The following is a 26,969-nucleotide window of genomic DNA, read 5'->3' as shown; positions in this document are numbered from 1 at the left end:
AGTCGGGAGGGGTCAACATGTGCGATTCGGTGGGCGAGGGGCGGCTGTCCCCCTGGACGGTGTCCGATCTGACGACGGCGGAACGCGCGCTTCTGACCGGTTTCCGGCAATGGTTCCGTCACGGCACCGCGGGCGCGATGGCCGCCATGCGGGCCAGCTTCGGCGTGGCCGGCGTGCCGTCGTCGGCTCTGCTGCCGCTGTTCGCCCTGCTGGGTACCTTCGCCGTGACCAACGCCGGGCGGCCGGCGTTCCGCTGCCCGACCTGCTCGCGGGTCGGGATGGACGAGATGGCGGTGCTGGACGCCTTGGCCGCCATGCAGGCCGGGGAAGGCGACGTGACGTCCCAGGTGTTCGACCGCTGGCTTCCCCTGGTCGCCCTGACCATGGCCACGGATTCGGCGCGGGAACTGGCGGACATCCTGGACGGCGCGCGCATCCGTCTGCCGCGGCGCCGTCCGGCGCGGCTCATAGCGCTGGCGGCGGAATGACCGGCGCGAAGCCGGCACTGGTCTGCCACGCCGCCTGCCGGAACAGAGGCTTGCGCATGATCCATTGATCGATGGGCACCTGGACCAGTTCGCCGGCCGGGGTGCGGTAGGAATAGCGCCCCCGTTCGGTGCCGCGCAGTTCGTAGCCCAGCCGTTCGTAGAAGGCGAGGACACCGGCGTTGTCACGGTCCACGCCCAGTTCCGCTTCCGAATAGCCGTGGTCGAGCGCGGTTCCCTCGGCGGCGGCCATCAGCCGTGTGGCGATGCCCCGGTTGCGAAAGGGTTGGAACACCCGCAGCGCCCACAACGTGGCGCGGCGCAAATGCCGTTTGCGTTGGAAGTCGATGCAGATCTGGCCGGCGGGAAAGCCGTTGATCTCGGCCACCAGAAGAGCGCCGCTTCCGCGCTCCTGGGCGCGGAAGGCCGTGGCGAGGATTTCCCGGTGTGGCGTGTGCAGCCCGAACCATTCGAGATCCGGCAGGTCCGTCCGGCTGGCCGGGCGAATTGCGACGGGCAGGCTGATGACATCCTGCGACGCGGTGGCGGCGTCCATTCCTCCTCCGGGCTTCAAACCATCTGAGGGAATGAACGGGCCGGCGCTGGCGGCGTTCCCCGCGTCCGATGAAAGTCTTACCGGGCAAAACCGGCCCACGAACCGTGAAAAGGAAAAGATTTAGGAAAATTTATTACGAAAGCGTGTTTTGAAAACACGATAGACAACCCTTAGAATATGACGATAAGCCTTGTTGACGGATTGAGACGTCTCTTGATAAGTCTCTATACGAAATAGGGCGCGAAGATGCCTGTACGGTGACGGCGCCCGGAGACGGGGAGGGCGTGCGATGATCAAGATTGTCAACCTGGGGCGTACCGGCCTTTTCGTGGCGATGCAGAATGGTGCCCTGACCACCATCGGCGGTCGCAGTCACTGGCGGTCGCTCGACGATATCCGTTCGGCCGCCACTGCGGCCAAGATCAAGATCAGCGACACGGTTCTCCGCACCGTTCTCTGATCGCGACACCCGCAGCTTCCGTCCAAGACAGCGGGCCGATCAATCTTTCAGACGGGCTTCGGACGGGCTTTCAGGCCGGCGGCACCGGATCGGGCCGCTGGTCCCGGTCCACTGCTGCAATCAGCCGGCCCGAACCCGCGCCAGGAAGCGGTCGACCTCCGCTCGCAGATTGTTCGAATGGACGGACAGTTCGTTCGTCGCGGACAGGACGCTGCGCGCTTCCGACCCCGTGTCCGACGCCGAGGCGTTGACGCGCACGATGGTTTCGCTGACCTCGCGGGTGCCGATCGACGCCTGCTGAACGTTGCGGGCGATCTCGGTGGTGGCGGCGCCCTGCTCCTCCATGGCCGAGGCGATGGAAGTCGAAATGTCGTTGATCCGCGCGATGGTTCCCGAGATCGAGCGGATGGCGAGAACGGCGTCCTGCGTCGCCCCCTGGACCGCGCCGATCTGTGCGTTGATCTCCTCCGTCGCCTTGGCGGTCTGGTTGGCGAGGCTCTTCACCTCCGACGCGACGACGGCGAAGCCCTTGCCGGCCTCGCCGGCGCGCGCGGCCTCGATGGTCGCGTTCAGCGCCAGCAGGTTGGTCTGGCTGGCAATGTCGTGGATCAGCTTCACCACCTGGCCGATGCGGCTGGCGGCGTCGGCCAATCCCTGCACAGTGGTGTTGGTGCGTTCCGCCTGCGACATGGCCTCACCGGCGATGGCCGCCGACTGGGTCACCTGATGGCTGATCTCACCGATGGAGGCCGTCAGTTCCTCCGCCGCCGCGGCGACCGTCTGGATGTTGACGGAGGCTTCCTCGGCCGCCGCGGCAACCTGGGTGGACTGCACGCTGGTTTCCTCGGCGGTGCGGCTCATGTTCTGGGCGGTGCCCTGAAGCTGCTGCGCGGCGGACGCCACCGCCTGCACCACGCTCTTCACCTCGCGTTCGAACGAGTCGGCGGTGGTTCCCAATTCACGCGAGATGATCGCGGCGGTGTTCAGGTCGACATAAACGGAGGTCGCCAGATCCATGTCGAGGAAGACCGCCCTGTTGATCGCCTGCATGAGCTGGGCGAGCTTCTCCGGCTTCTTGCGGTAGACTTGATAGGCGAGGTCGATCAGCTTGTTGAGGGTGAAGCAATAGGCGCCCGTGTACCAGCGCGGCTCCAGACCGATGCGCTGGTGGGCCTGCCCGATCTTCAGCACCTGCGCCATGTAGGCATCATCGAAGGTGCCGGTGAAGACGTTCTTCAGCCAATGCTGCTTCTGCATGTCGCGCGCCCGGCTGACCACCGTTGGATCGGCGAGCAGCGTCGCGACCTGCGGGACCGAGCGCAGATAGCCGTAGAAGTCCTCAAGAACCTGGTCGATGCGCTGGGCGAGGTAGGGTTGGAATTCCCGAAGGACGGCCTTCGTGGGTTCGTCGATTCGCAAGAAGGAGATACGGTCAAGAATGGACTGCGTCTGGGCAGAATGCGACATGGATCGACTTCCCCACGAAAATAGGACCGCTTCAGATTAGCGCAATTTGTTTTTAATGCAAAGTAACTAACCTGCGGGCGGCACTATGGAGGGTTACGGTGGGTGTGAAAACCGGAAGCGTTGTCGCAGGCCCAACAATTCACCGGGCTTTAATGAAATAGAAAACCGGCGGAGCCGTTTGGCATCCGCCGGTATGTAATGAGGCAATCTGGACGTCGACTGTTCGTCTACATCAGGCGGCCATATATCAGGCGGCCATGTGGGCCGGCGCGCGGCGCAGCGCCTGGGCGGCGCTGAGAACGGCCTTCTGCAGCTTCTCGAACGCCCGCACCTCGATCTGGCGCACCCGCTCGCGGGACACGCAGAACTGCTGGCTCAACGACTCCAGGGTGGACGGGTCGTCCTTCAGGCGGCGCTCGAACAGGATGCGGCGTTCACGGTCGTCCAGCCGCTCCAGTGCCTGTCCGACCAGCCGGCGGCGCAGCGCCAGTTCGTCGGCGTCGGCGATCACGCTTTCCTGCGTCGGGCGGTCGTCGGCCAGGAGTTCCAGCCAGTTGGTCTCGCCGTCGCTGGACAGCGCAGCGTCGAGCGAGCTGTCGTTGGAGGAGAGGCGGCGATTCATCTCGATCACCTCCTGCTCCGGCACGTCCAGCTCGGTCGCGATGGCCGTGACGGTGGAGGGGGAGAGGTCGCCCTGCTCCAGCTCCTGCATCTGGCTCTTCAGGCGGCGCAGGTTGAAGAACAGCTTCTTCTGGGCGGCGGTCGTGCCCATCTTCACCAGCGACCAGCTGTGCAGGATGTATTCCTGGATCGAGGCGCGAATCCACCAGGTGGCGTAGGTCGCGAAACGGAAGCCGCGTTCCGGATCGAACTTCTGTGCGGCCTGCATCAGGCCCACGTTGCCTTCGGCGACGAGGTCGGGCAGCGGAAGGCCGTAGCCGCCGAAACCGCGGGCGATCTTGATGACCAGCCGCAGATGGCTTCCCACCAGACGTTCCAGCGCGTGGCCGTTCCCGCGGTCGCGCCAAGCGACGGCGAGCTCGCGCTCTTCGTCGGGGGCCAGGATGGGGAACCGCTTCGACTCCTCGACATAACGGGTCAGGCTGGCGTTTTCACCAGTCAGGAGTTTCTTGAGCACACCGGCCTCCTCTCTCCAACGCTCCACCGTCTTTTGCCGCGGAACCCTTTCGATGGCCGTTTGGGACGCCCACCGTTTCGGCATTTTTTTTCTGGGGGATTTGCCGAAATTATCCGGGAACACGTCAATCAGACATTGATACTGTGCCGCTACCTCCAAGTCGGATCAAGCCTTGAAACGGCAGTGCAGCAATATTTTTTGGCGTATGTCCGGACTATTCGGTCCTTATGAATGCCGAAAAGATCGGGAGAACTTTTGGAAGATTGGCGAAAAGATGACGATTTCCGTTTGGAGCTAAGGCAGATGCGGTTCTCTCCGCTTTGTCATCATTCGGCCATCCGCCTTCATCTTCTGCATAAGCTCTGGCCATACAGGCTAATGGACCGCGCTGCTCAGCATATGACGTTCCTCAGGGGTGCTTGGTGAAACGCGCTTCCGCCGTGGCGACGTTGGTGTTCTCCCAGGTTGCGGACGTGCTATTCCAGGGCCGAACAAGGCGAGAGGCGATCCATGCACATCCGCAACAGCCGGCCGGATGATCTGCCGCGCATCCAGGCGATCTACACCCATCACGTCCTGACCGGCACGGCGAGCTTCGAGGAGGTACCCCCCGGCCTGGACGAGCTTGCCCGCCGACGGGACGACGTGCTGGCCCGGGGCATGCCCTATGTCGTTGCGGAGATGGATGGGCGGGTCATAGGATACGCCTATGCAGGCCCCTACCGGCTGCGCACCGCCTACCGCTACAGCGTTGAGGATTCGATCTATCTCGACCCGGACTGCATGGGCCGAGGCGCCGGCCGGGCGTTGCTCGCGACGGTGATCGAGCGTTGCACGGCGGCAGGGTGCCGCCAGATGATCGCGGTGATCGGCGACAGCGGCAACGCGGCGTCCATCGGCTTGCACCGAAGCCTGGGGTTCGACTCAGCGGGCCTGCTGAAAGCGGTCGGCTTCAAGTTCGGGCGCTGGGTGGACAGTGTGCTGATGCAGCGGCAACTCGGCCACGGTGAAGCGACGCTGCCCGACGATCGTTGAGGGAGCCATATCCCGGCCCTCCATCGGCGAAGGCAGAAAGAAAAAAGGCGCATCCATCAAGGATGCGCCCGCCGATGGGACGTGGGGCAGGGATCAGTCCTGCGCGACCCGCTTGCGGCCCAGGCCGAGCTTCGTGGCCATTTCCGACCGGGCCTTGGCGTAGTTCGGGGCAACCATCGGATACTCCGCCGGCAGATTCCATTTGGCGCGGTAGTCGTCCGGAGACATGTCGTAGACGGTCTTGAGATGCCGCTTCAGCATCTTCAGCTTCTTTCCGTCCTCCAGGCAAATGATGTATTCCGGGGTCACCGACTTCTTGATCGGCACCGCCGGAACCAGCTCGGCCTTGGCCGGCGCGGCCTTGTCCTCGCCCAGGCCGTTGAAGGCCGTCTGCACGTTGAGGATCAGCGCCGGCAGGTCGGCGACCGGCACCGTGTTGTTGCCGACATAGGCCGCAACGACCTTGGCGGTCAGGGCCTGCAATTCCGATGCTTCGATGGTCATGGCCGCGTTCAGCTCCGTTCCCCTGTGAGTCGGCCGATTTGAATCGGCCTTGGATTGGGCGATGTCGATCAGACGTTCACCACGTCGCGCAATTGCTTGGCCGGCTTGAAACGCGGCGCTTTCGACGCGGCGATCTGCACCGCCTCGCCGGTGCGCGGGTTTCGCCCCTCGCGGGCAGCACGCTCGGCAACCTCGAAAATACCGAACCCGGCAAGACGCACCTCCTCGCCACGGGCGAGCGCCGAGGAAATGCCTTCGAACACCGACTGGACGACCTTCGCCGCATCGGATTTACGAATGCCGGCGTTGGTCGCGATGGTCTCGATGAGTTCGGCTTGGTTCATGCGAAACTCCTGGTGCCTTCGCGCGTGTGGATTTTCCCGTGTTCTTGGCAGATCGAATCCATCAGCACAAGAGCGATGGCCGGAAAGGCAACCCTAAGTGTTTCATCAATCATGAGTTCTTGCGTTCACTGTGGCCTGGATGCATCAAAATGACCGTCCCTCGCGGCACAACGGTGCCGCATGGCTGCCAAAGGAAGGATGTCCTCCGCGGAAAGTTGATCAACTCGCGGGATGTGGATCTTGAACGGACTATGGGCGACACCATTTGCGTGGCGTTCGGGTCCGGGCCCCTCTGACGGCTGAGGCGTCAGCCGTGATGTCGGATACCGCTTGAATTCACTGCAGACGCAGCGCAATCAAGTGGGTCTTGTTATGGATTCCCTTATCGCACCCGTCTTTCTCGATTTCATGGGAAAGCCGGTGTGGGTTTGGCTGACCTTCGTCGGCCTCGTCCTGGCCTTGCTGGCCTTCGACCTCGGCATCCTCAACCGCCGCGACCGCGAGATCGGCGTCAGGGAAAGCCTCCGTCTCTCCGCCTTCTACATCGCCGTTGCCTTGCTGTTCGGCGGCTGGGTCTGGTGGTCGATGGGCGATACCGCGGCGGCCCAGTACTACACGGGCTTCTTCATCGAAAAGAGCCTGTCGCTCGACAACGTCTTCATCATTTCGCTGATCTTCACCTACTTCGCAGTCCCGCGCGCCTACCAGCACCGCGTGCTGTTCTGGGGCATCCTGGGCGTGATCGTGATGCGCGGCCTGATGATCGCCGCCGGCGCCGCCCTGGTCAGCGAGTTCCATTGGGTGCTCTACGTCTTCGGCGCCTTCCTGCTGCTCACCGGCGTGAAGATGCTGTTCGCCGTGGACAAGGAGCCGGACCTCGCCAACAACCCGGCGCTGCGTTTCCTGAACCGCCACCTGCGGATCACCGACGGTTTCCGCGGCCAGAAGTTCTTCGTGCGCGAGGCGGGTCCGGACGGGCGAACCGCGCTCTACGCCACGCCGCTGTTCCTGGCGCTGATGATGGTCGAGTTCGCCGACCTGATCTTCGCGGTGGACAGCGTGCCAGCGATCTTCGCCATCACCACCGACCCCTACATCATCTACACCAGCAACATCTTCGCCATCCTCGGCCTGCGCGCGCTCTACTTCGCGCTGGCGGCGATGGTCCACCGCTTCCGTTACCTGAAATACGCGCTGGCGCTGGTGCTGGTCTTCATCGGCGGCAAGATCTTCTACACCCAGATCTTCGGCAAGCCGGACCCGCTGGTCTCGCTGGGCGTGACACTGACCCTGATCGCGGGCGGCGTGGCGGTCTCGCTTCTCAAGACGCGCAGCGAGGGCAAGCGGCTGCCGGCGGAGTGATGCCGGACAAATGATCCCAGTCAGCCGGTGAAGCCCAGGCGCTTCAGGGCGGCGATGCTCTCCTTCGCGCTGGTGTGGAGGATGAAGTCGCCGCCTGCCTGCGTCCAGGGATCACGGGCCTTTTCGCGATCGTCCACCAGAACCGTGCCCGGCCCGCCATGGCGGTGCTTGTCGCGGGCCATGCAGGTGATGACCCGCACATGGGAACCCAGCATATGGGCGACCCAGCGCCGCTTCTGCTCCGGCGCCCAGGAGCCGAGCGGCAGGCCGGTCAGGATGGTCGGGGTGTAAGGTTCGCAGAATCGCCAGAGATCCTGCGCGTCGTGCATGAACTCCAGCGTTCCGAAGAAGTCGGGATGGCGGGACAGTTCCCGCCACATGACCTTCATCGGGATCTCCTCCGGGCGCTTGCCGGTGACCGCCTTCACGCCGCGGTCGAAATCGGCCAGAACGCCGTCGAGGTCGAGAAACAGCTTGGGTCTCTGCATTGTCTGCCTTGTCCTGCCGGTCCAACGTCCAGTCCAACCAACGTCCAGCCCATCCAACGCCGGGTGAACGCGACCGCAGACTAACGGTCGCACGGAACCTTCGCCAGCCGGTTGGGTTGCACCCGAAGGCATAGGCGCACGGCTCCGGTGCGGCAGGGGGGTACGGATGACGGTCATAGGCATTTCAGGATCTTACGGCGGCTTGAATCTGGGGGACGAGGCGATCCTCACCTCGGCCATCGAGCAGCTGCGCGCTGCGGTGCCGGGGGTGGAGGTGGTCGTCTTCTCGCGCAACGCCGCCCATACCCGCGAGAACCACGCGGTGGATCGCGTTCTGAATCCGCGGGAAGCCATGAAGGACGAGATCACGCCGGAGGTCGAGCGGCTCGACCTGCTGCTCCTGGGCGGCGGCGGCATTCTCTACGACAGCGAGGCGCAGACCTACCTGCGCGAGGTTACCATCGCTCAGCGGCTGGGGGTGCCGACCTACACCTTCGCCATCGGCGTCGGTCCGCTGAAGGATCGGGTGGAGCGCGACGCGGTGCGCGAGGGGCTCGACCGCATGACCGGCATCACCGTCCGCGAACCGAGCGCCAAGCGGCTGATCGAGGAGATCGGCGTGCAGGTTCCCGTGACGGTCACCGCCGACCCGGCGCTGCTGCTGAAGCCGGAGCCCTTCACCGAGGAGATGCTGGCCGAGGCCGGCATCCCGCGCGGCCGCCCGCTGGTCGGCCTGTCGGTGCGCGAGCAGGGTGCTGCGGCGCCGGACCTCACCGATGCGGCCTATCACCAGCTGTTGGCGGAAGCGGCGGACTACATCGTGCAGCGCTTCGGCGCCGATGTGGTTTTTGTGCCGATGGAGCGCGCCGACGTGCGGGAGGCGCACCGCGTCATGGGCCGCATGGCGGTGTCGGAACGCGCCCATCTGCTGCAATACCGCTACACGCCGCGCCAGATCATCGGGCTGATGGATCATTTCGAAATGGCCGTGGGGATGCGGCTGCATTTCCTGATCTTCGCGGCGATCACCGGCACGCCGCTGATCGCGCTCCCCTACGCCTCCAAGGTGTCGGATTTCCTGTCCTCGATCGGGCTGGAGCCGCGGGCGACGGTGTCCCACACCACCGCCGGAACCTTCCTCGCCGATCTCGACCGCCTGTGGGACCACCGCGCGGAGCAGAAGGGACTGCTGCGCGACCGGATTCCCGTGCTGATGGAGCGTGCCCGCGAGACGGCGCCCCTGGCCCTGCAGACGGTGGCGCCGCGCGCCGAAACGGCGGCCAAAGCAGCGGCCAAAGCAGCGGAATGATGAAAGGAGCCAGTCTTGCCCGTCCTGCCCTGTCCCCCAAACCCTGAATCGGTCACTCTGCCGCCGCGCCGCGCCATGAAGGTCGCGCGCTGCCACGTGCTCGTCGTCGGCGGCGGTCCGGCCGGCATGGGGGCGGCCATCGGCGCCGCCCAGTCGGGGGCCGACACCATCCTGGTGGAGCGTTACGGCTTCCTCGGCGGCAACGCCACGGCCGCCCTCGTCATGCCCTGGATGAGCTTCTACACCCAGCGCGGATCGGTGGCGGTCGTGGACAACACCCGCCTGATGCCGCAGGACCACGGCCCTGGCGAGCCGGTGGTGGGTGGGGCGCTGGCCGTCTTCCTGGGCCGGCTCTACACCAACCAGGGGGCCATTCCGCCCTCGCCGGATACCGGCTTCACCGTTCCCTTCGACCCGGAGGTGCTGAAGGTCACCGCCCAGCAGATCCTCGACGAAGCCGGGGTGAAGGTGCTGCTGCACGCCTTCGCCTCCACCGTCCTCGGCGAGCCGGGCAAGCCCGACGCGGTGGTCTTCGAGACGAAGTCCGGCCCGGTGGTCATCGAGGCCGACGTGATCGTCGATTGCACCGGGGACGGCGACATCGCGGCGCTGGCCGGCTGCGACTATGAGGTCGGGCGGGAGGAGGACGGGCTGACCCAGCCGATGACGCTGATGTTCCGCATGGTCGGCTTCGACCACGACGCCTTCAACGGCTATGTGCGGGAGCACCCGACGCAATGGCGCGGCGTGCACGGGCTGTGGGACCTCGTGTCCAAGGCCACCGCCAACGGTGACCTCGATCTGGCGCGCGAGGACATCCTGTTCTTCGCCACCACCCATCCCGGGGAGATCGCCCTGAACTGCACGCGGGTCACCGGCGCGCTGGGCACCGACGTCTTCGACCTGACCCGCGCGGAGTGGGAGAGCCATCGGCAGGCCGCGCAGATCGCGAATTTCCTGCGCAAATACGCCCCCGGCTTCGCCGACGCCTACACCTGCCAGACCGGCACCGGGATCGGTATCCGCGAGACGCGGCGCATCGTCGGCGACTACGCCATGACCGCGGACGACGTGCTGGGCGCGGCCAAGTTCAAGGACGCCATCGCGCGGGGCACCTACCCGGTGGACATCCACAGCCCGACGGGCCGCGGCACGGTGCTGAAGCGCGTGCCCTCCGGCGAATGGTACGAGGTGCCGATGCGGGCGCTTCTGCCCAAGGGGACGGAGAGGCTGCTGGTGGCCGGACGCTGCATCTCCGGCAGCCACGAGGCCCATTCCTCCTACCGGGTGACGCCCACCTGCATGGCGACGGGGCAGGCCGCCGGGGTCTGCGCGTCGATGGCGGCGCGGCGCGGCGAGCGCACCCGCGACATCCCGGTCGGCGCCATCCAGCGCGAGCTGCTGCGCCAGGGGGCCCTGCTGCGCGAGCCGGAGGCGTAAGGCTTCCCTGGGGTCAGCGCATCGCGAAGAGTTCCTGGTGGAAGCGCTGGTCCACCGGCAGGCCGTGGGCCGCGAAGTCGTGCCGCAGCGCCTGCCCGAAGCCCGTCGGGCCGCAGAACCAGACGCTGGCGTCGCGCCATTCCGGCACCAGCGCACGGATGCGCTCGCCATCCAGACGGCCGTCGCGGCTGTCGATCAGGACATGGAGGCGAACCCCCGCCGCCGCGGCGTCGGCGGTGAGCTTCGCGATCGCGTCCCCGTCGTACTCGCTGGTGGTGTGGAAGAAATCGATGGTTTGCCGTGGCCGCTCGACGCTTGCCGCCAGGAACTTCATGCGGGCGATGAAGGGCGTGACGCCGATCCCGCCGCCCACCCAGATCTGGTGCGGGCAGGGGTCGTCGAAGGTGAAGCAGCCGTAAGGTCCTTCCACCGTCACCGCTTGGCCGACCGCCAGCCGTTCCCGCAGCCGCCGGGTGTGGTCGCCAAGCTCCTTGACCACGAAGGTGATCCGGCGCTCGGCGTCGTTCCAGGCCGAGGCGATGGTGTAGGGATGGGCCCCCTCCGCCCTATCCGAGGTGGCGAAGGCGAACTGGCCCGCCTTGTGGCCCGGCCAGCCCTGCGGAACATGGATGGCGACCTCCAGCGTGCGCACGCCCGGAAAGTAATGGAGGGCGCTGATTGTTCCGGGAATTCGCCGGTCGGCGGCGACCCGGCCGAGCAGCACCACGACGGCGGCCCAGGCGCTGGCGGCGAGCAGAGGCGCCATCACCCAGCCGATGGGCAAACGCCAATAGGCGAAGTCCGTCAGCACGACGGCGTGGAAAACCAGCACGAGATAGGTGATCGCCAGCAGGCGGTGCGTCTTGAAGAACATCCGGTAGGGGAGGCGCTTGAACAGAGCCAGCGCGATCAGCAGCACGGCCGCGTAGAAGGCCCATTCGCCAAGCCATTCGGCGGTGCCACGCAGGCTGCGGAGCGACTGTTCGAGGGAGCTGTCGGGAATCGCCCGCGGCCCCCGCTGCGGCCGGGCCAGCCACCCCCAGCCCACCGCCCATTTCGGCCCCTGGGCCCACAGCCAATGGACGATCGCCGCGACGAGGCCGGCGATGCCCAGCCATTTGTGCAGGCGGTACATCTTGTCGAGGCCGCCGAACCACGCCTCGGGCCAGCGCGGCCGCAGCGCCAGGATCGTCGCCATGCCCATGCAACCGATGGCGATGAGTCCGCTGTACTGGACCAATGCAGCGCGAAGACCGAAAAAGCTGTCCGCCGAAAACACGCCGGGTTCAGCGGCAAGCCATAAAATCGTGAGAAGGGTTGAAATACCCCATAAAGACAGTTTGATTCTTTTCACGGCGACATCCTCCGTGTCGGCCACCGTCGAGGTGCGGATGGAGGGATGCTTCGCTATCGCCTTTCCGGTGACAAGCCGATTCCGATCATCGCAGCCATTCGAATCTTCGGCCACGACAATGGCGGGGGAGGGCGGTAAACCCGGTTACTTGCGAATCCAGACCTTGGTTTCCATGAAGCGGTTGGCGAGGAAGCGGTAGGTATGCTTCTGCAACTGCTCGATGGCGGTTGACTTCTCCACCGGTGTGGTGTCCCAGGCCTGGAGGATGTCCTCCCACTCCAGCAGCCGGGCGCGCAGGTCGTCGCGGATCTTGCGGATGAATGTCACGGTGGTATCGAACGACTTCAGTGCGCCGAAAATCTCGCCGGTCTGGGCGTCCGCCTGCTCGAAGATGGCGTCATAGTCCTTGAGCGGCTTGCCCAGCAGCCCCTGCATGCGCGCGACCTCATTGCACAGGGTGCGGTCGGTCCGATAGATCTGGGTCAGCCGGGTCAGCTTGCCGCTGATGGCGCGGATGGCGTTGAAGCGGTCGCGCAGCGCCTCGATGTAGGACAGCTCCTGGGTCAGGTCCTCGATACGGTCGGTCAGGTACTGCTCGTAATTGTCCTTCAGGTTGAGCTTCGCCGCGATGTCCTTGAAGGCGGCCTTGACGCGCTGCTTGGTCTGCGGGTCCTCGACGATCTGCTCCAGCTCGTCGGCCTTCACCACGATCATCTCGCTTCCGGAGATCGAGGAGACGAGCTGCACAGTCAGACGTCCCCGTGCGATGGTCCGGTGCTTCTCCTCCACCGACCAGGAGGCGCGGCCGTCCAGCAACTCCCCGGGAATCTGCTCGCCGGGGCGGATCTGCTTCACATAGGCCAAGCCCTTTTCGACCACATCCAGCAGCTTGGAGTCGCGGCTGTCCTCCTTGATGTCGAAGGATTCCATCAGCGTGTTGAAGGGCAGGGCGGCCTTCAGATCCCCCAGCAGGATGTGGAGCACCGGCTGCTTGGAGGAAGGGTCGATGCAGAAGAAGGCCCCGGACAGGCTGAACACCTTGTGCTCGAAATCGAAATGCGTGTCCCGCATCGGCGCCGCGGGCGCCGCCTCGGCATCGGCTTCCGTGCTTCCGGTTTCGGGATCGGGGACATCGGACATGGGCAGGGACCGGAAGCGGGAATGGGACGGGGAGGTTACAGCAGATCGCGCAGCCGGAACCAGAGCATCGCGAGGACAAGCGCCGGTGTGCGGAATCGCCGCCCGCCGGGGAAGGGCAGGTGGGGCACGCGGGCGAACACGTCGAACCGCTCAGCCGTGCTGCGGATCGCCTCCGCCATGACCCGACCGGCCATGCCGGCCAGCGCCACCCCGTGACCGGAATAGCCGTGGGCGAAATAGGTGGTCGGCGTCAGCCGCCCGACATGCGGCATGCGGTTCATGGTGATGGCGACGTGGCCGCCCCAGAAATGGTCGACCGCGGCGTCGCGGAGCTGCGGGAAGACCGCCAGCATCTTGGACCGCATGGCGATTTTCAGCCCCGGCGCGTCCAGTCCGGAATAACTGACGCCGCCGCCGAACAGCAGCCGGTGGTCGGCGGAACGGCGGAAGTAGTTCAGCACGAAGTTCATGTCGCTGACCGCTATATTGGTCGGCAGCAGAGACGTTGCGGCGGCCTCACCCAGCGGCTCGGTGGCGATCATGTAGGTGGCGACGGGCATCACCTTGGCCGACAGGCGCGGCGCCAGAGATCCCAGATAAGCGTTCCCGGCCAGCACGAGGAAGCGCGCCGTCACCCGCCCCTTCGCCGTGCTGGCGACGGGGCGATCCCCGGTGTCGATGGCGGTGACCCGGCTGTCCTCGAAGAGGCGCACGCCGGCTCTGGCGGCGGCGGCGGCGAGGCCAAGAGCGTAGTTCAGCGGGTGCAGGTGCCCGCTTCCGTCGTCGGCCAGCCCGCCGACATAGGCGTCGCTGCCCACCACCGCCCGCATGGCTTCGCGGTCGAGCGCGCGGACCTTGTTGTAGCCGTAGCGGTCGCGCATCTCGCGCTCCATCGCGGCCACGTCGTCCATGTGGCGCCGCTTCACCGCCGCGTGGGCGAAGCCCCAGGTGAGGTCGCAGGGAATGGCGTGCTTCGCAACGCGTTCCGCCAGAAGCGCCTTGGACTCCTCACCGAGGTCCCACAGCCGCCGCGCGTCCTCTTTCCCGACCCAACGCTCGATGGTGCTCATCGACTTGTTGTAGCCGGTGATGATCTGCCCGCCGTTGCGGCCCGACGCTCCCCAGCCGACGCGGTTGGCTTCCAGCAGAACCACGTCGTAGCCCTGCTCGGCCAGTTCCAGCGCGGTCATCAGCCCGGTGTAGCCGCCACCGACCACACAGACGTCGCAGGACAGCGAGTCCTCCAGCGCCGGGTGCTGCGGGTAGGGAGTCGCGGTGTCGGCGTACCACGAGCGGATGTGGGATGATGTCGGCATGACCGCCGAGTTAGGGGAGGGAGCCCCGTCCCGTCAATGATTCCAGCGGTCATATGGGCAGGATCATTGTTCCCCTCTGGCGCGAGGAGGGGGTGCGGGATCATAGTAAGGCGGTCGTTCACAGCAGGGAGGGGCTGCCCACCGTCCGGTGCGGTCCATACGTTCATGGGTTTCATGGAAGACTTCATCAAGAAGAACCGCATCACCGAAGTGGAATGCCTCGTGCCCGACATGTCGGGCATCGCGCGCGGCAAGATCGTGCCCGCCGAGAAGTTCCTGCGCATCCTGCGCGACCGCGGTCTGCGGCTGCCCGAGGCGATCTTCGTCCAGACGGTCACCGGGGAGTACCCGGAGGACGACTCGGTCACCTCGGATGAGAACTCCGACATCTACATGATCCCCGACGAGCGGACGATCCGCTTCGTCCCCTGGTACGAGGAGCCGACCGCCCAGGTCATCACGGACTGCGTCTACGCCGACGGCAGCCCGGTGAACTTCTCGCCCCGCCATGTGCTGAAGCGGGTGCTGTCGCTCTACGAGGAGCGCGGCTGGAAGCCGATGGTGGCGCCGGAGCTGGAGTTCTTTCTCGTCCAGGTCAACAAGGACCCCGACTATCCGCTGGTGCCGCCGGTCGGGCGCAATGGGCGGGTGGAGAGCGGACGACAGGCCTTCGGCATCGACGCGGTGAACGAGTTCGATCCGATCTTCGAGATGGTCTACGACTTCTGCGAGGCGCAGGACATCGACATCGACACCCTGACCCACGAGGCCGGGGCGGCGCAAATCGAGATCAACTTCAACCACGGCGACGCGCTGGAACTGGCCGACCAGGCCTTCCTGTTCAAGCGGACGGCGCGCGAGGCGGCGCTGCGCCATCAGGTCTACGCGACCTTCATGGCCAAGCCGATGCAGAACGAGCCGGGCAGCGCCATGCACATCCACCAGTCGGTGGTCGATGCGGATTCCGGGCGCAACCTGTTCTCCGACGCCAACGGGGCGGACACGCCGCTGTTCATGTCCCACATCGCCGGGCTCCAGAAGTATCTGCCCTACGCGATGCCGCTGCTGGCGCCGAACGTGAACTCCTACCGCCGGCTGGTGCCGAACTCCGACGCGCCGATCAACGTGCATTGGGGCCGCGACAACCGCACCACCGGTCTGCGCGTTCCCGTCTCGCCCGCCGATTCGCGCCGGGTGGAGAACCGGGTGGCCGGCGCGGATGCGAATCCGTACCTCGCCATCGCCGCCTCGCTGGCCTGCGGCTATCTCGGCATGGCCCAGGGGCTGGAGCCGACGGACCCGGTGAAGGGGTCCGCCTACCGGCTCGCCTTCACCCTGCCGCGCCACCAGGGCGACGCGCTTCAGAAGTTCAACGCCTGCAAGCCGCTGAAGGAGGTGCTGGGCGAGAAGTTCCTGGACGCGGTGACCTGCGTGAAGGAGGCCGAGTACGAGGCCTATCACCGGGTGATCAGCTCCTGGGAGCGCGAGAATCTTCTGCTGAACGTTTGAGCATTTTTCCGCCCCCTTCCGCCCTTGCCGCGGAAGGGGGCGTTTGCGTTCCGCAAAACCCGCAAAACCACCCGCAAATCGTTGACAACGAACCCCCCCGTGGGTGCAATAGCGCTCGCGCCGGGGACGCCGTGCGATGCGCGCCGCCCCCCACGTCGAATGGAAAAAAGTCGACCAGTCACGAACTGACGAACGATCCAGAATTCGGGGGCTTTCTGCATGAAACGTTTCGCTCTCAGCGTCATCGGCGCCGTCGCGGCGATCGCCATCGCCGGCCCGGCGCTGGCCCAGGCCAAGAAGCCGGTCAACATCTACATCTGGAACGATTATCTGGGCGAATCGACGCTGGCGGACTTCACCAAGGCCACCGGCTACGACACCAAGGTGGACCTGTACGACAGCCTGGAACTGCTGGAGCAGAAGGTGCTGGTCGGCAAGTCGGGCTACGACGTGATCGTCCCGACCGCCGAGCCGACCCTGTCGCGCATGATCCAGGCGAAGGTCGTGGCGCCGCTCGACAAGGCGAAGATCCCGAACCTGAAGAACGTCGATCCGAAGGTCCTCAAGCTCCTCGAGAACTCGGACCCCGGCAACAAGTTCGCCGTGCCCTATCTGGGCGGCACGGTCGGCATCGCCATCATCCCGGAGAAGATCAAGGCCGTCGCCCCCGACGTCCCGCTCGACAGCTGGGACCTGATCTTCAAGCCGGAAGTGGCGAAGAAGGTCGCGGCCTGCGGCATCACCGTGATGGATTCGGCCATCGACGTGATCCCGTCGGTGCTGAACTACCTCGGCCTCGATCCGAACTCCGAGAAGAAGGAGGATCTGGACAAGGTCGAGAAGACGCTGCTGGCGGTCCGCCCCTACATCAAGCAGTTCGTCACCGGCCAGAACATCAACATCCTGGCGGGCGGCGACGCCTGCGTCGTCATGGCCTACAACGGCGACGCCATCCAGGGCGCCGCCCGCGCCGAGGAAGCCAAGAACGGCGTGAAGGTCGAGTACATCACACCGAAGGAAGGCGTGCAGGTGTGGTGGGACACGCTGGCCATCCCGGCGGACGCGCCGAACAAGGAGGGCGCGCACGCCTACATCAACTTCATCCTGGACCCGGCGAACATCGCGGCGGTGTCCAACACGGTCAGCTACGCCAACGCCGTTCCGGCCTCGCTGGCCTCGGTTGACGAGGGCGTGAAGACCAACCCGGCCGTCTTCCTGCCGGAGAACAGCAGCCTCAAGCTGTTCGCGCTGAAGTCGATCAAGCAGACCACCGACCGCGCCCGCACCCGCGTCTGGACCAAGGTCAAGACCGGCAAGTAAGCGCGCCGCGAACCGGCACGCACGACACGCGCCCTGGTCGTTTCCCATCGGGAACGGCCGGGGCGTTCCCATGAGAAGAGGACGCCGAGAGGACCCGCATGGCCGTCCAGCCGATCCGCAAGCCCACGCGCCTGGAACCCTGGCAGGACCCGGGACAGAAGCCCTATGTGCGAATCGAGAAGGTGACCAAGACCTTCGGCGATTTCGTCGCTGTGGACGAGGTCAGCCTGTCGATCTACCGGGGCGAATTCTTCGCCCTGCTGGGCGGCTCCGGCTCCGGCAAGACGACCCTGCTGCGCATGCTGGCCGGGTTCGAGACGCCGACCGAGGGCAAGATCTTCATCGACGGCGTCGACATGGCCGGCATCCCGCCCTACGAGCGGCCGGTCAACATGATGTTCCAGTCCTACGCCCTGTTCCCGCACATGTCGGTGGAGCAGAACGTCGCCTTCGGCCTGAAGCAGGACGGCGTCGCCAAGGCGGAGATCAAGGAGCGGGTGGGGGCGATCCTCGACCTCGTCCAGCTCGGCCAATTCGGCAAGCGCAAGCCGCACCAGCTCTCCGGCGGCCAGCGGCAGCGCGTGGCGCTGGCCCGCTCCCTGGTCAAGCGGCCCAAGCTGCTTCTGCTCGACGAGCCGCTGGGCGCACTGGACAAGCGGCTGCGCGAGCGGACCCAGTTCGAGCTGGTCAACATCCAGGAGAAGCTGGGCGTCACCTTCATCGTGGTCACCCACGACCAGGAGGAGGCGATGACCATGTCCTCGCGGATCGCCGTGATGAACCACGGCGTCATCGCCCAGACCGGCACGCCGACCGAAATCTACGAGTACCCGCAATCCCGTTTCGTCGCCGAGTTCATCGGTTCGGTGAACATGTTCGAGGGCAGGGTGGTGGAGGATCAGGCCGACCATGTGCTGATCCGCTCCGAGGACGCCGGCTGCGACCTCTACATCAACCACGCGGTTGCGGTCCCCGCCGGCGCGACGGTTGGCGTCGCGGTCCGTCCGGAGAAGATCGCGCTGAGCAAGGAGCCGCCGGCCAACGCCGCGACCAACGCCGATGGGCGCAACGTCACCAGCGGTATCGTGCGCGAGATCGCCTATCTCGGCGACGTGTCGATCTATCTGGTCGAGCTGAAGACGGGCAAGACAGTGCGCGTCACGGCGCCCAACGTGGTGCGGCGCACCGAGATGCCGATCACCTGGGACGACGAGGTGTATTTGAGCTGGCGTCCCTTCGCCGGGGTGGTGCTGACGCAATGATCGACCTTTTGCGCCGGATCGGCCTGTGGGGGCGGGGGGTGGTGGTCGCCATCCCCTACCTGTGGCTTCTGCTGTTCTTCCTGGTGCCCTTCCTGATCGTGTTCGGCATCAGCCTGTCTGAGGCGATGCTGGCGCAGCCGCCCTACGCGCCGCTGATCGACTGGCTGGTGGACGAGGACGCGGGCACGACCAAGCTCCAGATCCTGCTGAATCTGTCGAACTACCTGCGGCTGGGCGGGGACGACCTCTACATCCTGGCCTATCTGAACTCGGTGAAGATCGCGCTGGTCACCACCGTCTGCTGCCTGCTGCTGGGCTACCCCATGGCCTACGCCATTGCCAGAGCGGATCCGTCCAAGCGCGGGCCGCTGATGATGCTGGTCATCCTGCCCTTCTGGACCAGCTTCCTGATCCGCATCTACGCCTGGATCGGCATCCTGAAGGCCAACGGGGTGGTGGACAACCTGTTGCAATGGACGGGCCTGACGACGGAGCCGTTCGAGCTTCTCTACTCGGACTGGGCCGTCTACATCGGCATGACCTACTGCTATCTGCCCTTCATGGTGCTGCCGCTCTACGCGACGCTGGAGAAGCTCGACCCGACGCTGCTGGAGGCGGCAGCGGACCTCGGCTGCCGGCCCTGGAAGGCGTTCCTGACGGTGACTCTGCCGCTGTCTCTGCCGGGCATCATCGCCGGGTCGCTTCTGGTCTTCATCCCCTCGGTCGGCGAGTTCGTGACTCCGGAGCTGCTGGGCGGCCCGGACACGCTGATGATCGGCCGCGTGCTGTGGAACGAGTTCTTTGCCAACCGCGACTGGCCGGTCGCCTCGGCGGTGGCCATCGCGCTTCTGCTGTTCCTGGTGGTGCCGATCATGGTTTTCCAGCATGTCCAGGGACGCCAGACGGAGGCCGGACGATGAAGCAGATGGGAAAACTGGCCTGGGCGCTGTGGTTCGGCTACGCCTTCCTCTATGTGCCGATCGCGCTGCTGATCTTCTACTCCTTCAACGAGTCGCGCCTGGTCACGGTGTGGGGCGGCTTCTCCACCAAATGGTACGCCGAGCTTCTGCAGAACGACCAGCTTCTCGGGGCGGCTTGGCTGTCGCTCAAGGTGGCGGCGATGTCGGCCACCGCGTCGGTGGTGCTCGGCACCGTCGCCGGTCTGGCGCTGGCCCGCTTCGGGCGGTTCCGCGGGCGGACGCTGTTCGGCGGCATGATCACCGCGCCGCTGGTCATGCCGGAGGTCATCACCGGCCTGTCGCTGCTGCTGCTGTTCGTGGCGCTGGAGCAGGCCATCGGATGGCCGGACGGGCGCGGCATGACGACGATCACCATCGCCCACACCACCTTCACCATGGCCTATGTGGCCGTCATCATCCAGTCGCGCCTCGTCAGCCTGGACGAGAGCCTGGAGGAGGCGGCGATGGACCTCGGCGCCCGCCCGGCCAAGGTGTTCTTCGTCATCACGCTGCCGATCATCGCCCCGGCCATCGTGTCGGGCTGGCTGCTCGCCTTCACCCTGTCGCTCGACGACGTGGTGGTCGCCAGCTTCGTGTCGGGTCCGGGCTCCACCACGCTGCCGATGGTCATCTTCTCCAGCGTGAAGTTCGGCATCAGCCCGCAGATCAACGCGCTGGCGACGTTGATGATGGTGGTGGTCGCCACCGGCATTTTCATCGCCAGCCTGGTCATGGCGCGGCAGGACCGTCAGCGGAAGCGGGACGAGCAGATGGCGGTGCAGGGCGGCTGAAAAGCCCCCCTGTCGCCCCCAAACACCGCCTCATAGGGGCTATGCCGTTAGGCCGCAGACCACGGGGTGGCCGTTCGCCGTTGCATTTGCTATTGTATTGGCATCTGCAACAGCGAATGAGGTCGTATCGTGCGCGCGCTCTTATGGTTCCCCATGCTTCGTCTTGGTTTTTCGATGCCTTTTTCGGCGCCCAAGCGCCGTTATTCGGACCGTCCGCCCTCCCGCCGCTGAGCGGTCGAGCGCGCTGCCCTTTCGGGCATTCCAGTGGCCCCTTGGTGGCCGTTGCCAAATCCTCCGCTCCGTGGTTAGGGTGACCGTGGGTCACGGGTGACGCCGTGACGACCCGCTCCGGCCACGCACAAGAGCCGGACAGTTCAGGGATTTGGCAGGAGATTCAAAGATGACGACACCGGCGGCGGAAGGCTTCACCATGCCGGGCGAATGGGAACGGCACACGCGCTGCTGGATGGCGTGGCCGTGCCGGCCCGAGACGTGGCCCGAGGGGGCCTTCGACGCCGCCGCTGCCGCCTACACCGACGTTGCCCGCGCCATCAGCCGGTTCGAGCCGGTGACCATGGTCTGCGATCCCGCCGACGTCGCCGACGCTTCCCTGGCCTGCGGGCCGGGCGTCGAGATCCTGCCTCTGCCCATCAGCGACTCCTGGATCCGCGACACCGGACCCAGCTTCGTCACCGATGGGAAAGGGCAGCTGGCCGGCGTCCATTGGCGTTTCAACGCCTGGGGCGGCAACTACCCGGACAGCGCCAAGGACCAGGAGGTCGGGCGCCTGATGCTCGACCATCTCGGCCTGCGCCGCTTCGAAGCGCCCTTGGTCATGGAGGGCGGCTCCTTCCATGTGGACGGGGAGGGGACGCTGCTGACGACCGAGCAGTGCCTGCTGAATCCCAACCGCAACCCGAATCTCGGCAAGGCGGAGATCGAGGAGCTTCTGAAGGAGCATCTCGGCATCTCCAGCGTGATCTGGCTGGGCGAGGGCTATCAGGACGACGAGACGGACGGTCACATCGACGAGATCGCCCTGTTCGTGAAACCCGGCGTCGTCATGGCGATCACCACCGACGATCCCGGCGACGCCAATTTCAAGGCGTTCCAGGACAATTTGGACCGGCTGAAGCGCGCCCGCGACGCCCAGGGGCGGGAGCTGGAGGTCATTCCGGTCCGCCAGCCGGCGCGGCGCGACGAGAACGGCGTGCGGCTGACCCTGTCCTACACGAATCTCTACATCGCCAACGGCGGCATCGTCATGCCGGCCTTCGAGGACTCGGCGGACGACGAGGCCTTCCGCATCGTGCGCCGGGCCTTCCCGGACCGCGAGGTCGTGCAGGTTCCGGCGCTGGACATCGTGCGCGGCGGGGGCGGCATCCACTGCATCACCCAGCAGCAGCCGGCGGTCTAATCCGGCACTTTCAGTCGCTTGCGGAAAGGTTGAAGGCGCGTGTGGCCTTCCCTTTTGAGTCGGTCGCTGCGTCGATTCGGACCTTGAATCGGTGGGTGAGCGGGCGCATCTTCTTAATATGCAGTTAAACCCGCTCAACATGCCTCCGATGGCAAAGCCGCAGCCGCCGATTACACCGGCGATGCAGATGGCTATGTCTCCGGCGGTTCAAGCGGCGCAGCAGACCACGCCCACCGTCCGAACCCAGACGGTCCAGGCGACCCAGGCGGTCGGCAAGATGGACCAGACGCGGGAAACGCGCAACGCGACCCAGTCGGGGCAGGCGATCGACCCGCAGACGGCGGCGGTCCAGGCGCGGACCAACGGAGCCGGCTACGGTGGCAAGCAGCGCGGCACGCTCCTCGACGTCAGCGTCTGAGGCGTTTTCACGCGTCCTTTCCGGCTGTTCAATCCGCGCGCTCTCCGCCATTATTGCGCAAAGCCGAGGCGGTTTTTCGCGTTGCCGAAGGCTGTTTCCAGAAAGCTGGTTCGGCTGTAACGCGTTGGAGCCGGTCGCGTGATGCATTCCGCCCTGATCGACATGATCGCCGTCGGACAAACGGACGTTGGCCGTGTCCGGTCGCGCAACGAGGACTCGTTCCACCTCGACCCGGCGCACGGCTTGGCGGTGATCTGCGATGGCATGGGAGGGCACGCCGGTGGCGACATCGCGAGCCGCACCGCGGTGGACGTGGTGGCCGCCGTCATTGCGTCCAGGGACCACGCCTGTGGCCATGGCGGACGGACGCTGTCCCCGGCGGAGGAGGAAAGGGCGGCGGCTGATGCCGCATCGACGGTCCGTTCCGCGGTGGTGGCCGCCAACCGCCGCATCAACGCCCTGAACCGCCAGCGCGGTTTCGCCGAGGGGCGCGGCATGGGCACCACGCTGGTGGGGCTCTGGCGCGTTCCGGGAACCGGGCGCGTGGTGGTGTTCCACGCCGGAGACAGTCGGCTGTATCGTCTGCGCCACGGCGAGTTGCGCCTGCTGACGCGCGATCACAGCCTTTATCAAGTCTGGCTCGACAACGGGCGCCGCGGACAGGCTCCCCAACGAAACATCATCGTCCGCGCGCTCGGCACCGGGGAGCAGGTCGAACCTGACATCGCCGTTCACGATCTGCAGCCCGATGATCTCTATCTTTTGTGCTCGGATGGGCTGACCGGAATCGTGCCGGAAGGCTTGATTCAGCGGATACTCACCCAACAGCCGCCTCCCGCCGCCGAGGATGTCTGCACCAAGCTGATCGATCTCGCAAACGGGGCAGGCGGGCCGGACAACATCACCCTCATCCTCGCCCGCTTCGTCCTGGTTCCGGCCTGACCGAACGTCAGGGCGCCTTGGTTTTCAGGAATCTTGCGGAGGCCACGGTGGTCGGTGCCGCGGCTTCCAACGCCTGTTTCAGCGCAGGAAGATAGGACGCGGCCGCCTCGGCTTCGGGGCGGGGGGATGGGAACAGCGGCGTCGGGCTGGCGATCACGACGATCAACTCGTGACCGTAGGGCGGTCCGATGCTCCAGAACCGTCCGCCGGCGCCGCGCTCTCCCAGGCGGCGGACCGCGTTGGCCTCCACCCGACCGCTGATCTCCAGCGGATTGGGCAGCAAATGAATCACGTTGCCGTCCGAGGTGAAGTAGTCCACCTGAAGATGGGCCGGAAAATCAGGGGCGGCCACGTCGAACACCAGATCCTGGCCGCCGTCGAGCGTCGTGCCGCCGCCTTCACTCTTGACGCGGATCGACAGGGGCGCCGCCAAGCCGGTGTTGGTGGTCCGGAGCGTGCTGATCAGGGTCAGGGGCTCGCACAGGGCAGGGGACGCCCGCTCGACCTCCACGGCGGCCCGTTGGCCGGTGCCGTAGTCCTGGGCGAGCAGCGCAAGGCTGTCCGGATCGGTGTCGCCCGCGGTCAAGCCGGAGATCGCAATCCTCTGGTCCTTGCCGACGGCGACCTCCAGCTCGGCGCAATGAAATTCCGCCAAGGCCGTTCGCAAAGCCGACAGGTCGGGCACGGCCGGAACCGGCGGAACGTCCGGTGCGGGAAGCGCCTGTGCCGGCGCGGGCACGTGGTCCGCGGGAGGCTCGGAGTCGGTGGAAGCGTGAACCGGCCACGCGGTCGCTCCGATGGCAGCGGCAAGCAGCGCCGCGGCGCATCGATGCCGCCATATCGTCGGCGCAAACGTCGGCGCGGAGGCGTCGTTCACCGGAACCTGACCGTTGGGTATAAACTGTGGTTTATGTAGCGTGCATTTCCGGCATAGCCAAGGGCAGAGGCCCCTGCTGTCGAGACCAACGTCGATCATATAATCTGTATTATGGAAAATAAAACCCACAGGAAGAGAGCAGGGCACCAATCCGTCCCTTCCTGCGTTTCGGCCAATCGACTATCGTCGCGGCTCGTTCCCGCATCCATTCCCTTCGATGAAGGCTGCGCCTTATGCCTCGTTCCTCGTGGCTTTGTTCCTCATGGCTTTTCGGCCCCGCGCTGTCGCTCTGCCTGATCCCATTCGCTGCCATGGCCCAGACGCCCCCCGATTGCGCCAAGCCATCCAATCGTGCCGACCGCACCATTTGTGCCAGCGCCGATTTGAAAGTGGCCGCCGAGGATGTGGCGACACTTCTGCGCGACACCTTGGGAAACACGCCCGTCGAAGGCCGAGATGCCATCGAGCGCGCGCAGAAGGCGTTTCTGGCCGAGCGCGACGGTGCCTGTGCCGACGCCTCTGCGATCCCGGCCTGCCGAGCGCTGTATGAGAAACGCGCCGCCGACCTCGCCGCCCAGAACTCTTCGGCCCAGAAAAAGCTGTCCGCGATCGTCGCCGGCATCCCGAAGGACGCCAAGGCTGCCGCCGCGGCGCTTCAGCGCCACAACGGCGCGCCGGCAAAGGCATGGCTGGTCTATCTTTATCAAAGCGGCGCGGTGGCCGTGCCCGACAAGGACGCCACCGTGCGCAGGCTTGTCGATGAAATCCTGAACCAGGATCTTCCGAAAGATCCCTATCTCCATGAAGAGATGGCAAATCTCGGTGACGTTCCGGGCGCGCCGCTGGGCACGCTGCTGCTCTTCCTGCGCCACGTTCTGTCGACCACGGAAATGGACGCGCCCTGCTTCCTGTTCACCAAGCATGGGCAGCCGGCTTTTGAAGCCTTCGGCGCCTTCTGGGGCAACGCGCGCGACGAGACGCCCGGCCTGTGCACCCCACCATCGTCGGTGTTCGATCTGCCGGAGTGGAAAACCGTCTCCGCCCACATGGACCCGGCCATCGAGCCGGCCCTGGTGGAGCGCGGCAGCATCCGTCACGGCTATGAGCGCCAGTTCGAGGTGGACGATCTCCAGGCGTCGATGGTGCCCAGCACGCTTCTGGAATCGCCGATGTCCGCCGAGGCCAGGAAGATGGCCGAACAGCGTGGAAAGGCCGTGACCGCCTTCCGGTCCTGGGACGACTTCGAGGTTTGGCCGGAGAAGGAATATCGTGCGGCGTTGCACGCCCTGCCCTCTGCTATCACTGCAACATCAAAGATTTACCGGGAGAAGTTCAAGCTGAATCCGCAGACCGCGGATCAGGCGGCCAAGGCGGCCGCGGACCGTTTCATTGCCGGGCGGCTCGGCCTCATCATGCCGGACGACTGACCGTCGCCCTGCCCCATCCCGTCCCGACCTGCCCCAACCTGATGGTGGTCAAAGCTCGATGACGAGCCCGTCATAAGCGGGCTCCACCCCCGGTGGAAGCAGGCGACGGACCGTGTCGTAGTCCATGGTCTGGTCCATGTGCGTCAGATAGGCCCGCTTGGGGCTCACCCGCGCGATCCACTCCAGCGTCAAAGCGAGATGCGCATGGACCGGGTGCGGCGGCTCGATCCGGGCGCAGTCGACCACCCACACCTCGACGCCCTCCAACGCTGCGAAGGCGTCTTCATCCAATCTCACAACATCGGTCGAATAGGCAAATTTATCAAACCGATAACCAAGGGTCTTCAGATAGCCGTGATCCTGCTCGAACGGCACGATCCGGTGACCGCGCACTTCGAAGGGGCCTTCCACGGCGCGAGGCGTCAGCACCGGGCGATAGAAGGGATCGCCGGGGCGCAGGGGTTCGAAGCAATAGCTGAAACGCCGCTCCAGCGCGCCGAGATCCTCGGCGCGGCCATAGGCGTCGATGGGGGCGTGCATCGCCCGGCACAGTTCCCGCAGCTCGTCGATGCCGTGGGCGTGGTCGGCGTGCTGGTGCGTCCACAGCACGGCGTCGAGCCGCCGCACATCCGCGTTGAGAAGCTGTTGGCGGAGGTCAGGCGACGTGTCGACCAGAACGCTGACACCGCCCTGCCCGGCTTCCTGATCGTGCTCCCACTCCACCAGAATGGACGGCCGCATCCGATGGTTTCTGGGGTTGGTCGGGTCACAGGAGCCCCAACCGAGACCGATCACGGGAACGCCCCGCGATCCGCCGCAGCCGAGGATCGTGACCCGTTGTCCGGTCATGCGGCGGCCTGTCGGCCCGTGCCGGCGCGGGGGAACAGGCGGAAGAAGTTTTCGGTGGAGATCCGGGCCATGTCCGCCGCGGCCACGCCCTTGACCTCGGCGACGCAGGCCGCGGTGTGGGCGACGTAAGCTGGTTCGTTGCGCTTGCCGCGGAACGGAATCGGTGCCAGATAGGGCGCGTCCGTCTCCACCAGAATCCGGTCCAGCGGAACGTCCTTCACGATGCCCCGAAGGTCCTCGGACTTCTTGAAGGTGACGATGCCGGACAAGGAGATGTAGAAGCCGAAATCTAGTGCTTCTTCAGCGAGTTGACGCCCAGAGCTGAAGCAGTGCAGCAAGCCGTTGACCGGCTGGCCGGCGGCCTCTTCGCGGACGATCCGCATGGTGTCGTCGTCGGCGTCGCGGGTGTGCACGATCAGCGGCAGGCCGGTCTCCAGGCTGGCGCGGATGTGCCGGCGGAAGCAGTCCTGCTGAACGTCGCGCGGACTCTTGTCGTAGAAGTAGTCGAGCCCGGTTTCGCCCAGCCCGATCACCTTCGGATGCTTCGACAGCTCGACGAGGCGTTCGATGGACACCCCGGCGATCTCCTCCGCCGCCTGATGCGGATGGACGCCGAGCGAGCATAGGACATCGTCGTACCGTTCGGCGACCGCCAGGATGCGGTCGAAGCGCGACAGGTAGGTGCAGATGGTCACCATCCGCCCCACCCCGGCCTGCCGGGCGCGGTCGACGACCGCGTCCAGCTCCTCAGCGAAATCGGGAAAGTCGAGATGGCAGTGGCTATCGACCAGCATCGTTCG

The 26,969-nt window shown here is 65.7% G+C and carries 27 protein-coding genes; 15 read left to right on the top strand and 12 right to left on the bottom strand.

What is annotated here, in order from left to right; all coding sequences use genetic code 11:
- Window positions 1-17: 17 nt before the first annotated feature.
- Window positions 18-488, top strand: coding sequence for a hypothetical protein (locus ACWPN7_RS25690; RefSeq protein WP_038527875.1), 471 nt, complete (start codon window positions 18-20; stop codon window positions 486-488).
- On the opposite strand, the gene ACWPN7_RS25685 is transcribed toward ACWPN7_RS25690, so the two are convergent.
- Window positions 466-1,041 (bottom strand): GNAT family N-acetyltransferase, encoded by a 576-nt coding sequence (locus ACWPN7_RS25685; RefSeq protein ID WP_038527873.1) that lies wholly within the window; start codon window positions 1,039-1,041, stop codon window positions 466-468. The genes ACWPN7_RS25690 and ACWPN7_RS25685 overlap by 23 nt on opposite strands.
- A gap of 289 nt (window positions 1,042-1,330) precedes the next feature.
- Here ACWPN7_RS25685 and ACWPN7_RS25680 point away from each other — a divergent pair, with 289 nt between their 5' ends.
- Complete coding sequence (locus ACWPN7_RS25680) at window positions 1,331-1,501, top strand: hypothetical protein (protein ID WP_175429604.1); 171 nt, start codon at window positions 1,331-1,333, stop codon at window positions 1,499-1,501.
- Between the two features lie 120 nt (window positions 1,502-1,621).
- Here the strand turns inward: ACWPN7_RS25680 and ACWPN7_RS25675 are convergent, their stop codons facing one another.
- Window positions 1,622-2,968 (bottom strand): globin-coupled sensor protein, encoded by a 1,347-nt coding sequence (locus tag ACWPN7_RS25675; protein ID WP_200475317.1) that lies wholly within the window; start codon window positions 2,966-2,968, stop codon window positions 1,622-1,624.
- Between the two features lie 247 nt (window positions 2,969-3,215).
- The gene (gene rpoH, locus ACWPN7_RS25670) at window positions 3,216-4,106 is read right to left on the bottom strand and encodes an RNA polymerase sigma factor RpoH (protein ID WP_038527871.1); all 891 of its coding nucleotides are present in this window, start codon (window positions 4,104-4,106) and stop codon (window positions 3,216-3,218) included.
- Between the two features lie 510 nt (window positions 4,107-4,616).
- Between rpoH and ACWPN7_RS25665 the strand changes: the two genes are divergently transcribed.
- Window positions 4,617-5,141, top strand: a complete 525-nt coding sequence (locus ACWPN7_RS25665; protein ID WP_038527869.1) for a GNAT family N-acetyltransferase — start codon at window positions 4,617-4,619, stop codon at window positions 5,139-5,141.
- 93 nt (window positions 5,142-5,234) lie between these two features.
- On the opposite strand, the gene ACWPN7_RS25660 is transcribed toward ACWPN7_RS25665, so the two are convergent.
- Window positions 5,235-5,645 (bottom strand): Ros/MucR family transcriptional regulator, encoded by a 411-nt coding sequence (locus ACWPN7_RS25660; protein ID WP_038527868.1) that lies wholly within the window; start codon window positions 5,643-5,645, stop codon window positions 5,235-5,237.
- 68 nt (window positions 5,646-5,713) lie between these two features.
- Complete coding sequence (locus ACWPN7_RS25655; RefSeq protein WP_257722223.1) at window positions 5,714-6,040, bottom strand: HU family DNA-binding protein; 327 nt, start codon at window positions 6,038-6,040, stop codon at window positions 5,714-5,716.
- 321 nt (window positions 6,041-6,361) lie between these two features.
- Between ACWPN7_RS25655 and ACWPN7_RS25650 the strand changes: the two genes are divergently transcribed.
- The gene (locus tag ACWPN7_RS25650) at window positions 6,362-7,351 is read left to right on the top strand and encodes a TerC family protein (RefSeq protein ID WP_149648764.1); all 990 of its coding nucleotides are present in this window, start codon (window positions 6,362-6,364) and stop codon (window positions 7,349-7,351) included.
- Between the two features lie 20 nt (window positions 7,352-7,371).
- Here ACWPN7_RS25650 and ACWPN7_RS25645 read toward each other — a convergent pair whose 3' ends face one another.
- Window positions 7,372-7,839, bottom strand: coding sequence for an HAD family hydrolase (locus ACWPN7_RS25645; protein ID WP_038527862.1), 468 nt, complete (start codon window positions 7,837-7,839; stop codon window positions 7,372-7,374).
- Between the two features lie 202 nt (window positions 7,840-8,041).
- Between ACWPN7_RS25645 and ACWPN7_RS25640 the strand changes: the two genes are divergently transcribed.
- Window positions 8,042-9,148 carry a polysaccharide pyruvyl transferase family protein gene (locus ACWPN7_RS25640; RefSeq protein WP_198129028.1) on the top strand — a complete coding sequence of 369 codons (1,107 nt, stop codon included), beginning with the start codon at window positions 8,042-8,044 and terminating at the stop codon, window positions 9,146-9,148.
- Window positions 9,149-9,163: 15 nt separating this feature from the next.
- Window positions 9,164-10,588: an FAD-dependent oxidoreductase gene (locus tag ACWPN7_RS25635; RefSeq protein ID WP_038527858.1), complete on the top strand. Its 1,425-nt coding sequence runs from the start codon at window positions 9,164-9,166 to the stop codon at window positions 10,586-10,588.
- A gap of 13 nt (window positions 10,589-10,601) precedes the next feature.
- Here ACWPN7_RS25635 and ACWPN7_RS25630 read toward each other — a convergent pair whose 3' ends face one another.
- The 3 genes from ACWPN7_RS25630 to ACWPN7_RS25620 all read right to left on the bottom strand — a co-directional run bounded on the left by ACWPN7_RS25630 (window position 10,602) and on the right by ACWPN7_RS25620 (window position 14,398).
- Window positions 10,602-11,867 (bottom strand): ferredoxin reductase family protein, encoded by a 1,266-nt coding sequence (locus ACWPN7_RS25630; protein ID WP_459196605.1) that lies wholly within the window; start codon window positions 11,865-11,867, stop codon window positions 10,602-10,604.
- Window positions 11,868-12,086: 219 nt separating this feature from the next.
- Entirely contained in the window at window positions 12,087-13,082 is a 996-nt protein-coding gene (locus tag ACWPN7_RS25625; protein ID WP_038527855.1) for a hypothetical protein, read from the bottom strand.
- Window positions 13,083-13,117: 35 nt separating this feature from the next.
- On the bottom strand, window positions 13,118-14,398 hold the full coding sequence (locus tag ACWPN7_RS25620) for an NAD(P)/FAD-dependent oxidoreductase (RefSeq protein ID WP_459196604.1): 1,281 nt from the start codon (window positions 14,396-14,398) through the stop codon (window positions 13,118-13,120).
- 165 nt (window positions 14,399-14,563) lie between these two features.
- Here ACWPN7_RS25620 and ACWPN7_RS25615 point away from each other — a divergent pair, with 165 nt between their 5' ends.
- The 8 genes from ACWPN7_RS25615 to ACWPN7_RS25580 all read left to right on the top strand — a co-directional run bounded on the left by ACWPN7_RS25615 (window position 14,564) and on the right by ACWPN7_RS25580 (window position 23,016).
- The gene (locus tag ACWPN7_RS25615) at window positions 14,564-15,907 is read left to right on the top strand and encodes a glutamine synthetase family protein (RefSeq protein ID WP_014240470.1); all 1,344 of its coding nucleotides are present in this window, start codon (window positions 14,564-14,566) and stop codon (window positions 15,905-15,907) included.
- Between the two features lie 219 nt (window positions 15,908-16,126).
- Window positions 16,127-17,227: an extracellular solute-binding protein gene (locus ACWPN7_RS25610; RefSeq protein WP_014240469.1), complete on the top strand. Its 1,101-nt coding sequence runs from the start codon at window positions 16,127-16,129 to the stop codon at window positions 17,225-17,227.
- Window positions 17,228-17,325: 98 nt separating this feature from the next.
- Window positions 17,326-18,489, top strand: a complete 1,164-nt coding sequence (locus tag ACWPN7_RS25605) for an ABC transporter ATP-binding protein (RefSeq protein WP_038527850.1) — start codon at window positions 17,326-17,328, stop codon at window positions 18,487-18,489.
- A complete protein-coding gene (locus ACWPN7_RS25600) occupies window positions 18,486-19,409 on the top strand; it encodes an ABC transporter permease subunit (RefSeq protein WP_459196603.1) in 924 nt (307 codons plus the stop codon). The genes ACWPN7_RS25605 and ACWPN7_RS25600 overlap by 4 nt, the downstream gene beginning before the upstream one ends.
- A complete protein-coding gene (locus tag ACWPN7_RS25595; protein ID WP_014240466.1) occupies window positions 19,406-20,239 on the top strand; it encodes an ABC transporter permease subunit in 834 nt (277 codons plus the stop codon). The genes ACWPN7_RS25600 and ACWPN7_RS25595 overlap by 4 nt, the downstream gene beginning before the upstream one ends.
- Window positions 20,240-20,639: 400 nt before the next feature.
- Window positions 20,640-21,656 (top strand): agmatine deiminase family protein, encoded by a 1,017-nt coding sequence (locus ACWPN7_RS25590; RefSeq protein ID WP_038527848.1) that lies wholly within the window; start codon window positions 20,640-20,642, stop codon window positions 21,654-21,656.
- Window positions 21,657-21,843: 187 nt separating this feature from the next.
- On the top strand, window positions 21,844-22,074 hold the full coding sequence (locus tag ACWPN7_RS25585) for a hypothetical protein (RefSeq protein WP_247874882.1): 231 nt from the start codon (window positions 21,844-21,846) through the stop codon (window positions 22,072-22,074).
- A gap of 141 nt (window positions 22,075-22,215) precedes the next feature.
- Window positions 22,216-23,016: a PP2C family protein-serine/threonine phosphatase gene (locus tag ACWPN7_RS25580; RefSeq protein ID WP_038527845.1), complete on the top strand. Its 801-nt coding sequence runs from the start codon at window positions 22,216-22,218 to the stop codon at window positions 23,014-23,016.
- Window positions 23,017-23,023: 7 nt separating this feature from the next.
- Here the strand turns inward: ACWPN7_RS25580 and ACWPN7_RS25575 are convergent, their stop codons facing one another.
- On the bottom strand, window positions 23,024-23,893 hold the full coding sequence (locus tag ACWPN7_RS25575) for a DUF4384 domain-containing protein (RefSeq protein ID WP_459196602.1): 870 nt from the start codon (window positions 23,891-23,893) through the stop codon (window positions 23,024-23,026).
- A 311-nt stretch (window positions 23,894-24,204) separates the two neighbouring features.
- On the opposite strand from ACWPN7_RS25575, the gene ACWPN7_RS25570 reads away from it, so the two are divergent.
- The gene (locus ACWPN7_RS25570) at window positions 24,205-25,320 is read left to right on the top strand and encodes a lysozyme inhibitor LprI family protein (protein ID WP_459196601.1); all 1,116 of its coding nucleotides are present in this window, start codon (window positions 24,205-24,207) and stop codon (window positions 25,318-25,320) included.
- A 48-nt stretch (window positions 25,321-25,368) separates the two neighbouring features.
- On the opposite strand, the gene ACWPN7_RS25565 is transcribed toward ACWPN7_RS25570, so the two are convergent.
- Together ACWPN7_RS25565 and ACWPN7_RS25560 are read right to left on the bottom strand one after the other, a co-directional pair.
- The gene (locus ACWPN7_RS25565) at window positions 25,369-26,169 is read right to left on the bottom strand and encodes an MBL fold metallo-hydrolase (RefSeq protein ID WP_103039044.1); all 801 of its coding nucleotides are present in this window, start codon (window positions 26,167-26,169) and stop codon (window positions 25,369-25,371) included.
- Complete coding sequence (locus ACWPN7_RS25560) at window positions 26,166-26,963, bottom strand: TatD family hydrolase (protein ID WP_459196600.1); 798 nt, start codon at window positions 26,961-26,963, stop codon at window positions 26,166-26,168. Before ACWPN7_RS25560 ends, ACWPN7_RS25565 begins: the two co-directional genes overlap by 4 nt.
- Between the last annotated feature and the right edge of the window lie 6 nt (window positions 26,964-26,969).

It is taken from the genome of Azospirillum sp. UENF 312511 (genome assembly GCF_058780635.1).
Note: the sequence above shows the minus strand (reverse complement) of the source record. Positions and strands in the feature narration are given on the sequence as shown.

Excerpts from the sequence above, each read along its gene's own strand:
- ACWPN7_RS25690 (WP_038527875.1), top strand. The coding sequence starts at position 18 with ATGTGCGATTCGGTGGGCGAGGGGCGGCTGTCCCCCTGGACGGTGTCC.
- ACWPN7_RS25685 (WP_038527873.1), bottom strand. The coding sequence starts at position 1,041 with ATGGACGCCGCCACCGCGTCGCAGGATGTCATCAGCCTGCCCGTCGCA.
- ACWPN7_RS25680 (WP_175429604.1), top strand. The coding sequence starts at position 1,331 with ATGATCAAGATTGTCAACCTGGGGCGTACCGGCCTTTTCGTGGCGATG.
- ACWPN7_RS25675 (WP_200475317.1), bottom strand. The coding sequence starts at position 2,968 with ATGTCGCATTCTGCCCAGACGCAGTCCATTCTTGACCGTATCTCCTTC.
- ACWPN7_RS25665 (WP_038527869.1), top strand. The coding sequence starts at position 4,617 with ATGCACATCCGCAACAGCCGGCCGGATGATCTGCCGCGCATCCAGGCG.
- ACWPN7_RS25660 (WP_038527868.1), bottom strand. The coding sequence starts at position 5,645 with ATGACCATCGAAGCATCGGAATTGCAGGCCCTGACCGCCAAGGTCGTT.
- ACWPN7_RS25650 (WP_149648764.1), top strand. The coding sequence starts at position 6,362 with ATGGATTCCCTTATCGCACCCGTCTTTCTCGATTTCATGGGAAAGCCG.
- ACWPN7_RS25645 (WP_038527862.1), bottom strand. The coding sequence starts at position 7,839 with ATGCAGAGACCCAAGCTGTTTCTCGACCTCGACGGCGTTCTGGCCGAT.
- ACWPN7_RS25625 (WP_038527855.1), bottom strand. The coding sequence starts at position 13,082 with ATGTCCGATGTCCCCGATCCCGAAACCGGAAGCACGGAAGCCGATGCC.
- ACWPN7_RS25620 (WP_459196604.1), bottom strand. The coding sequence starts at position 14,398 with ATGCCGACATCATCCCACATCCGCTCGTGGTACGCCGACACCGCGACT.
- ACWPN7_RS25615 (WP_014240470.1), top strand. The coding sequence starts at position 14,564 with ATGGGTTTCATGGAAGACTTCATCAAGAAGAACCGCATCACCGAAGTG.
- ACWPN7_RS25610 (WP_014240469.1), top strand. The coding sequence starts at position 16,127 with ATGAAACGTTTCGCTCTCAGCGTCATCGGCGCCGTCGCGGCGATCGCC.
- ACWPN7_RS25605 (WP_038527850.1), top strand. The coding sequence starts at position 17,326 with ATGGCCGTCCAGCCGATCCGCAAGCCCACGCGCCTGGAACCCTGGCAG.
- ACWPN7_RS25600 (WP_459196603.1), top strand. The coding sequence starts at position 18,486 with ATGATCGACCTTTTGCGCCGGATCGGCCTGTGGGGGCGGGGGGTGGTG.
- ACWPN7_RS25595 (WP_014240466.1), top strand. The coding sequence starts at position 19,406 with ATGAAGCAGATGGGAAAACTGGCCTGGGCGCTGTGGTTCGGCTACGCC.
- ACWPN7_RS25590 (WP_038527848.1), top strand. The coding sequence starts at position 20,640 with ATGACGACACCGGCGGCGGAAGGCTTCACCATGCCGGGCGAATGGGAA.
- ACWPN7_RS25585 (WP_247874882.1), top strand. The coding sequence starts at position 21,844 with ATGGCTATGTCTCCGGCGGTTCAAGCGGCGCAGCAGACCACGCCCACC.
- ACWPN7_RS25580 (WP_038527845.1), top strand. The coding sequence starts at position 22,216 with ATGCATTCCGCCCTGATCGACATGATCGCCGTCGGACAAACGGACGTT.
- ACWPN7_RS25570 (WP_459196601.1), top strand. The coding sequence starts at position 24,205 with ATGGCCCAGACGCCCCCCGATTGCGCCAAGCCATCCAATCGTGCCGAC.
- ACWPN7_RS25565 (WP_103039044.1), bottom strand. The coding sequence starts at position 26,169 with ATGACCGGACAACGGGTCACGATCCTCGGCTGCGGCGGATCGCGGGGC.
- ACWPN7_RS25560 (WP_459196600.1), bottom strand. The coding sequence starts at position 26,963 with ATGCTGGTCGATAGCCACTGCCATCTCGACTTTCCCGATTTCGCTGAG.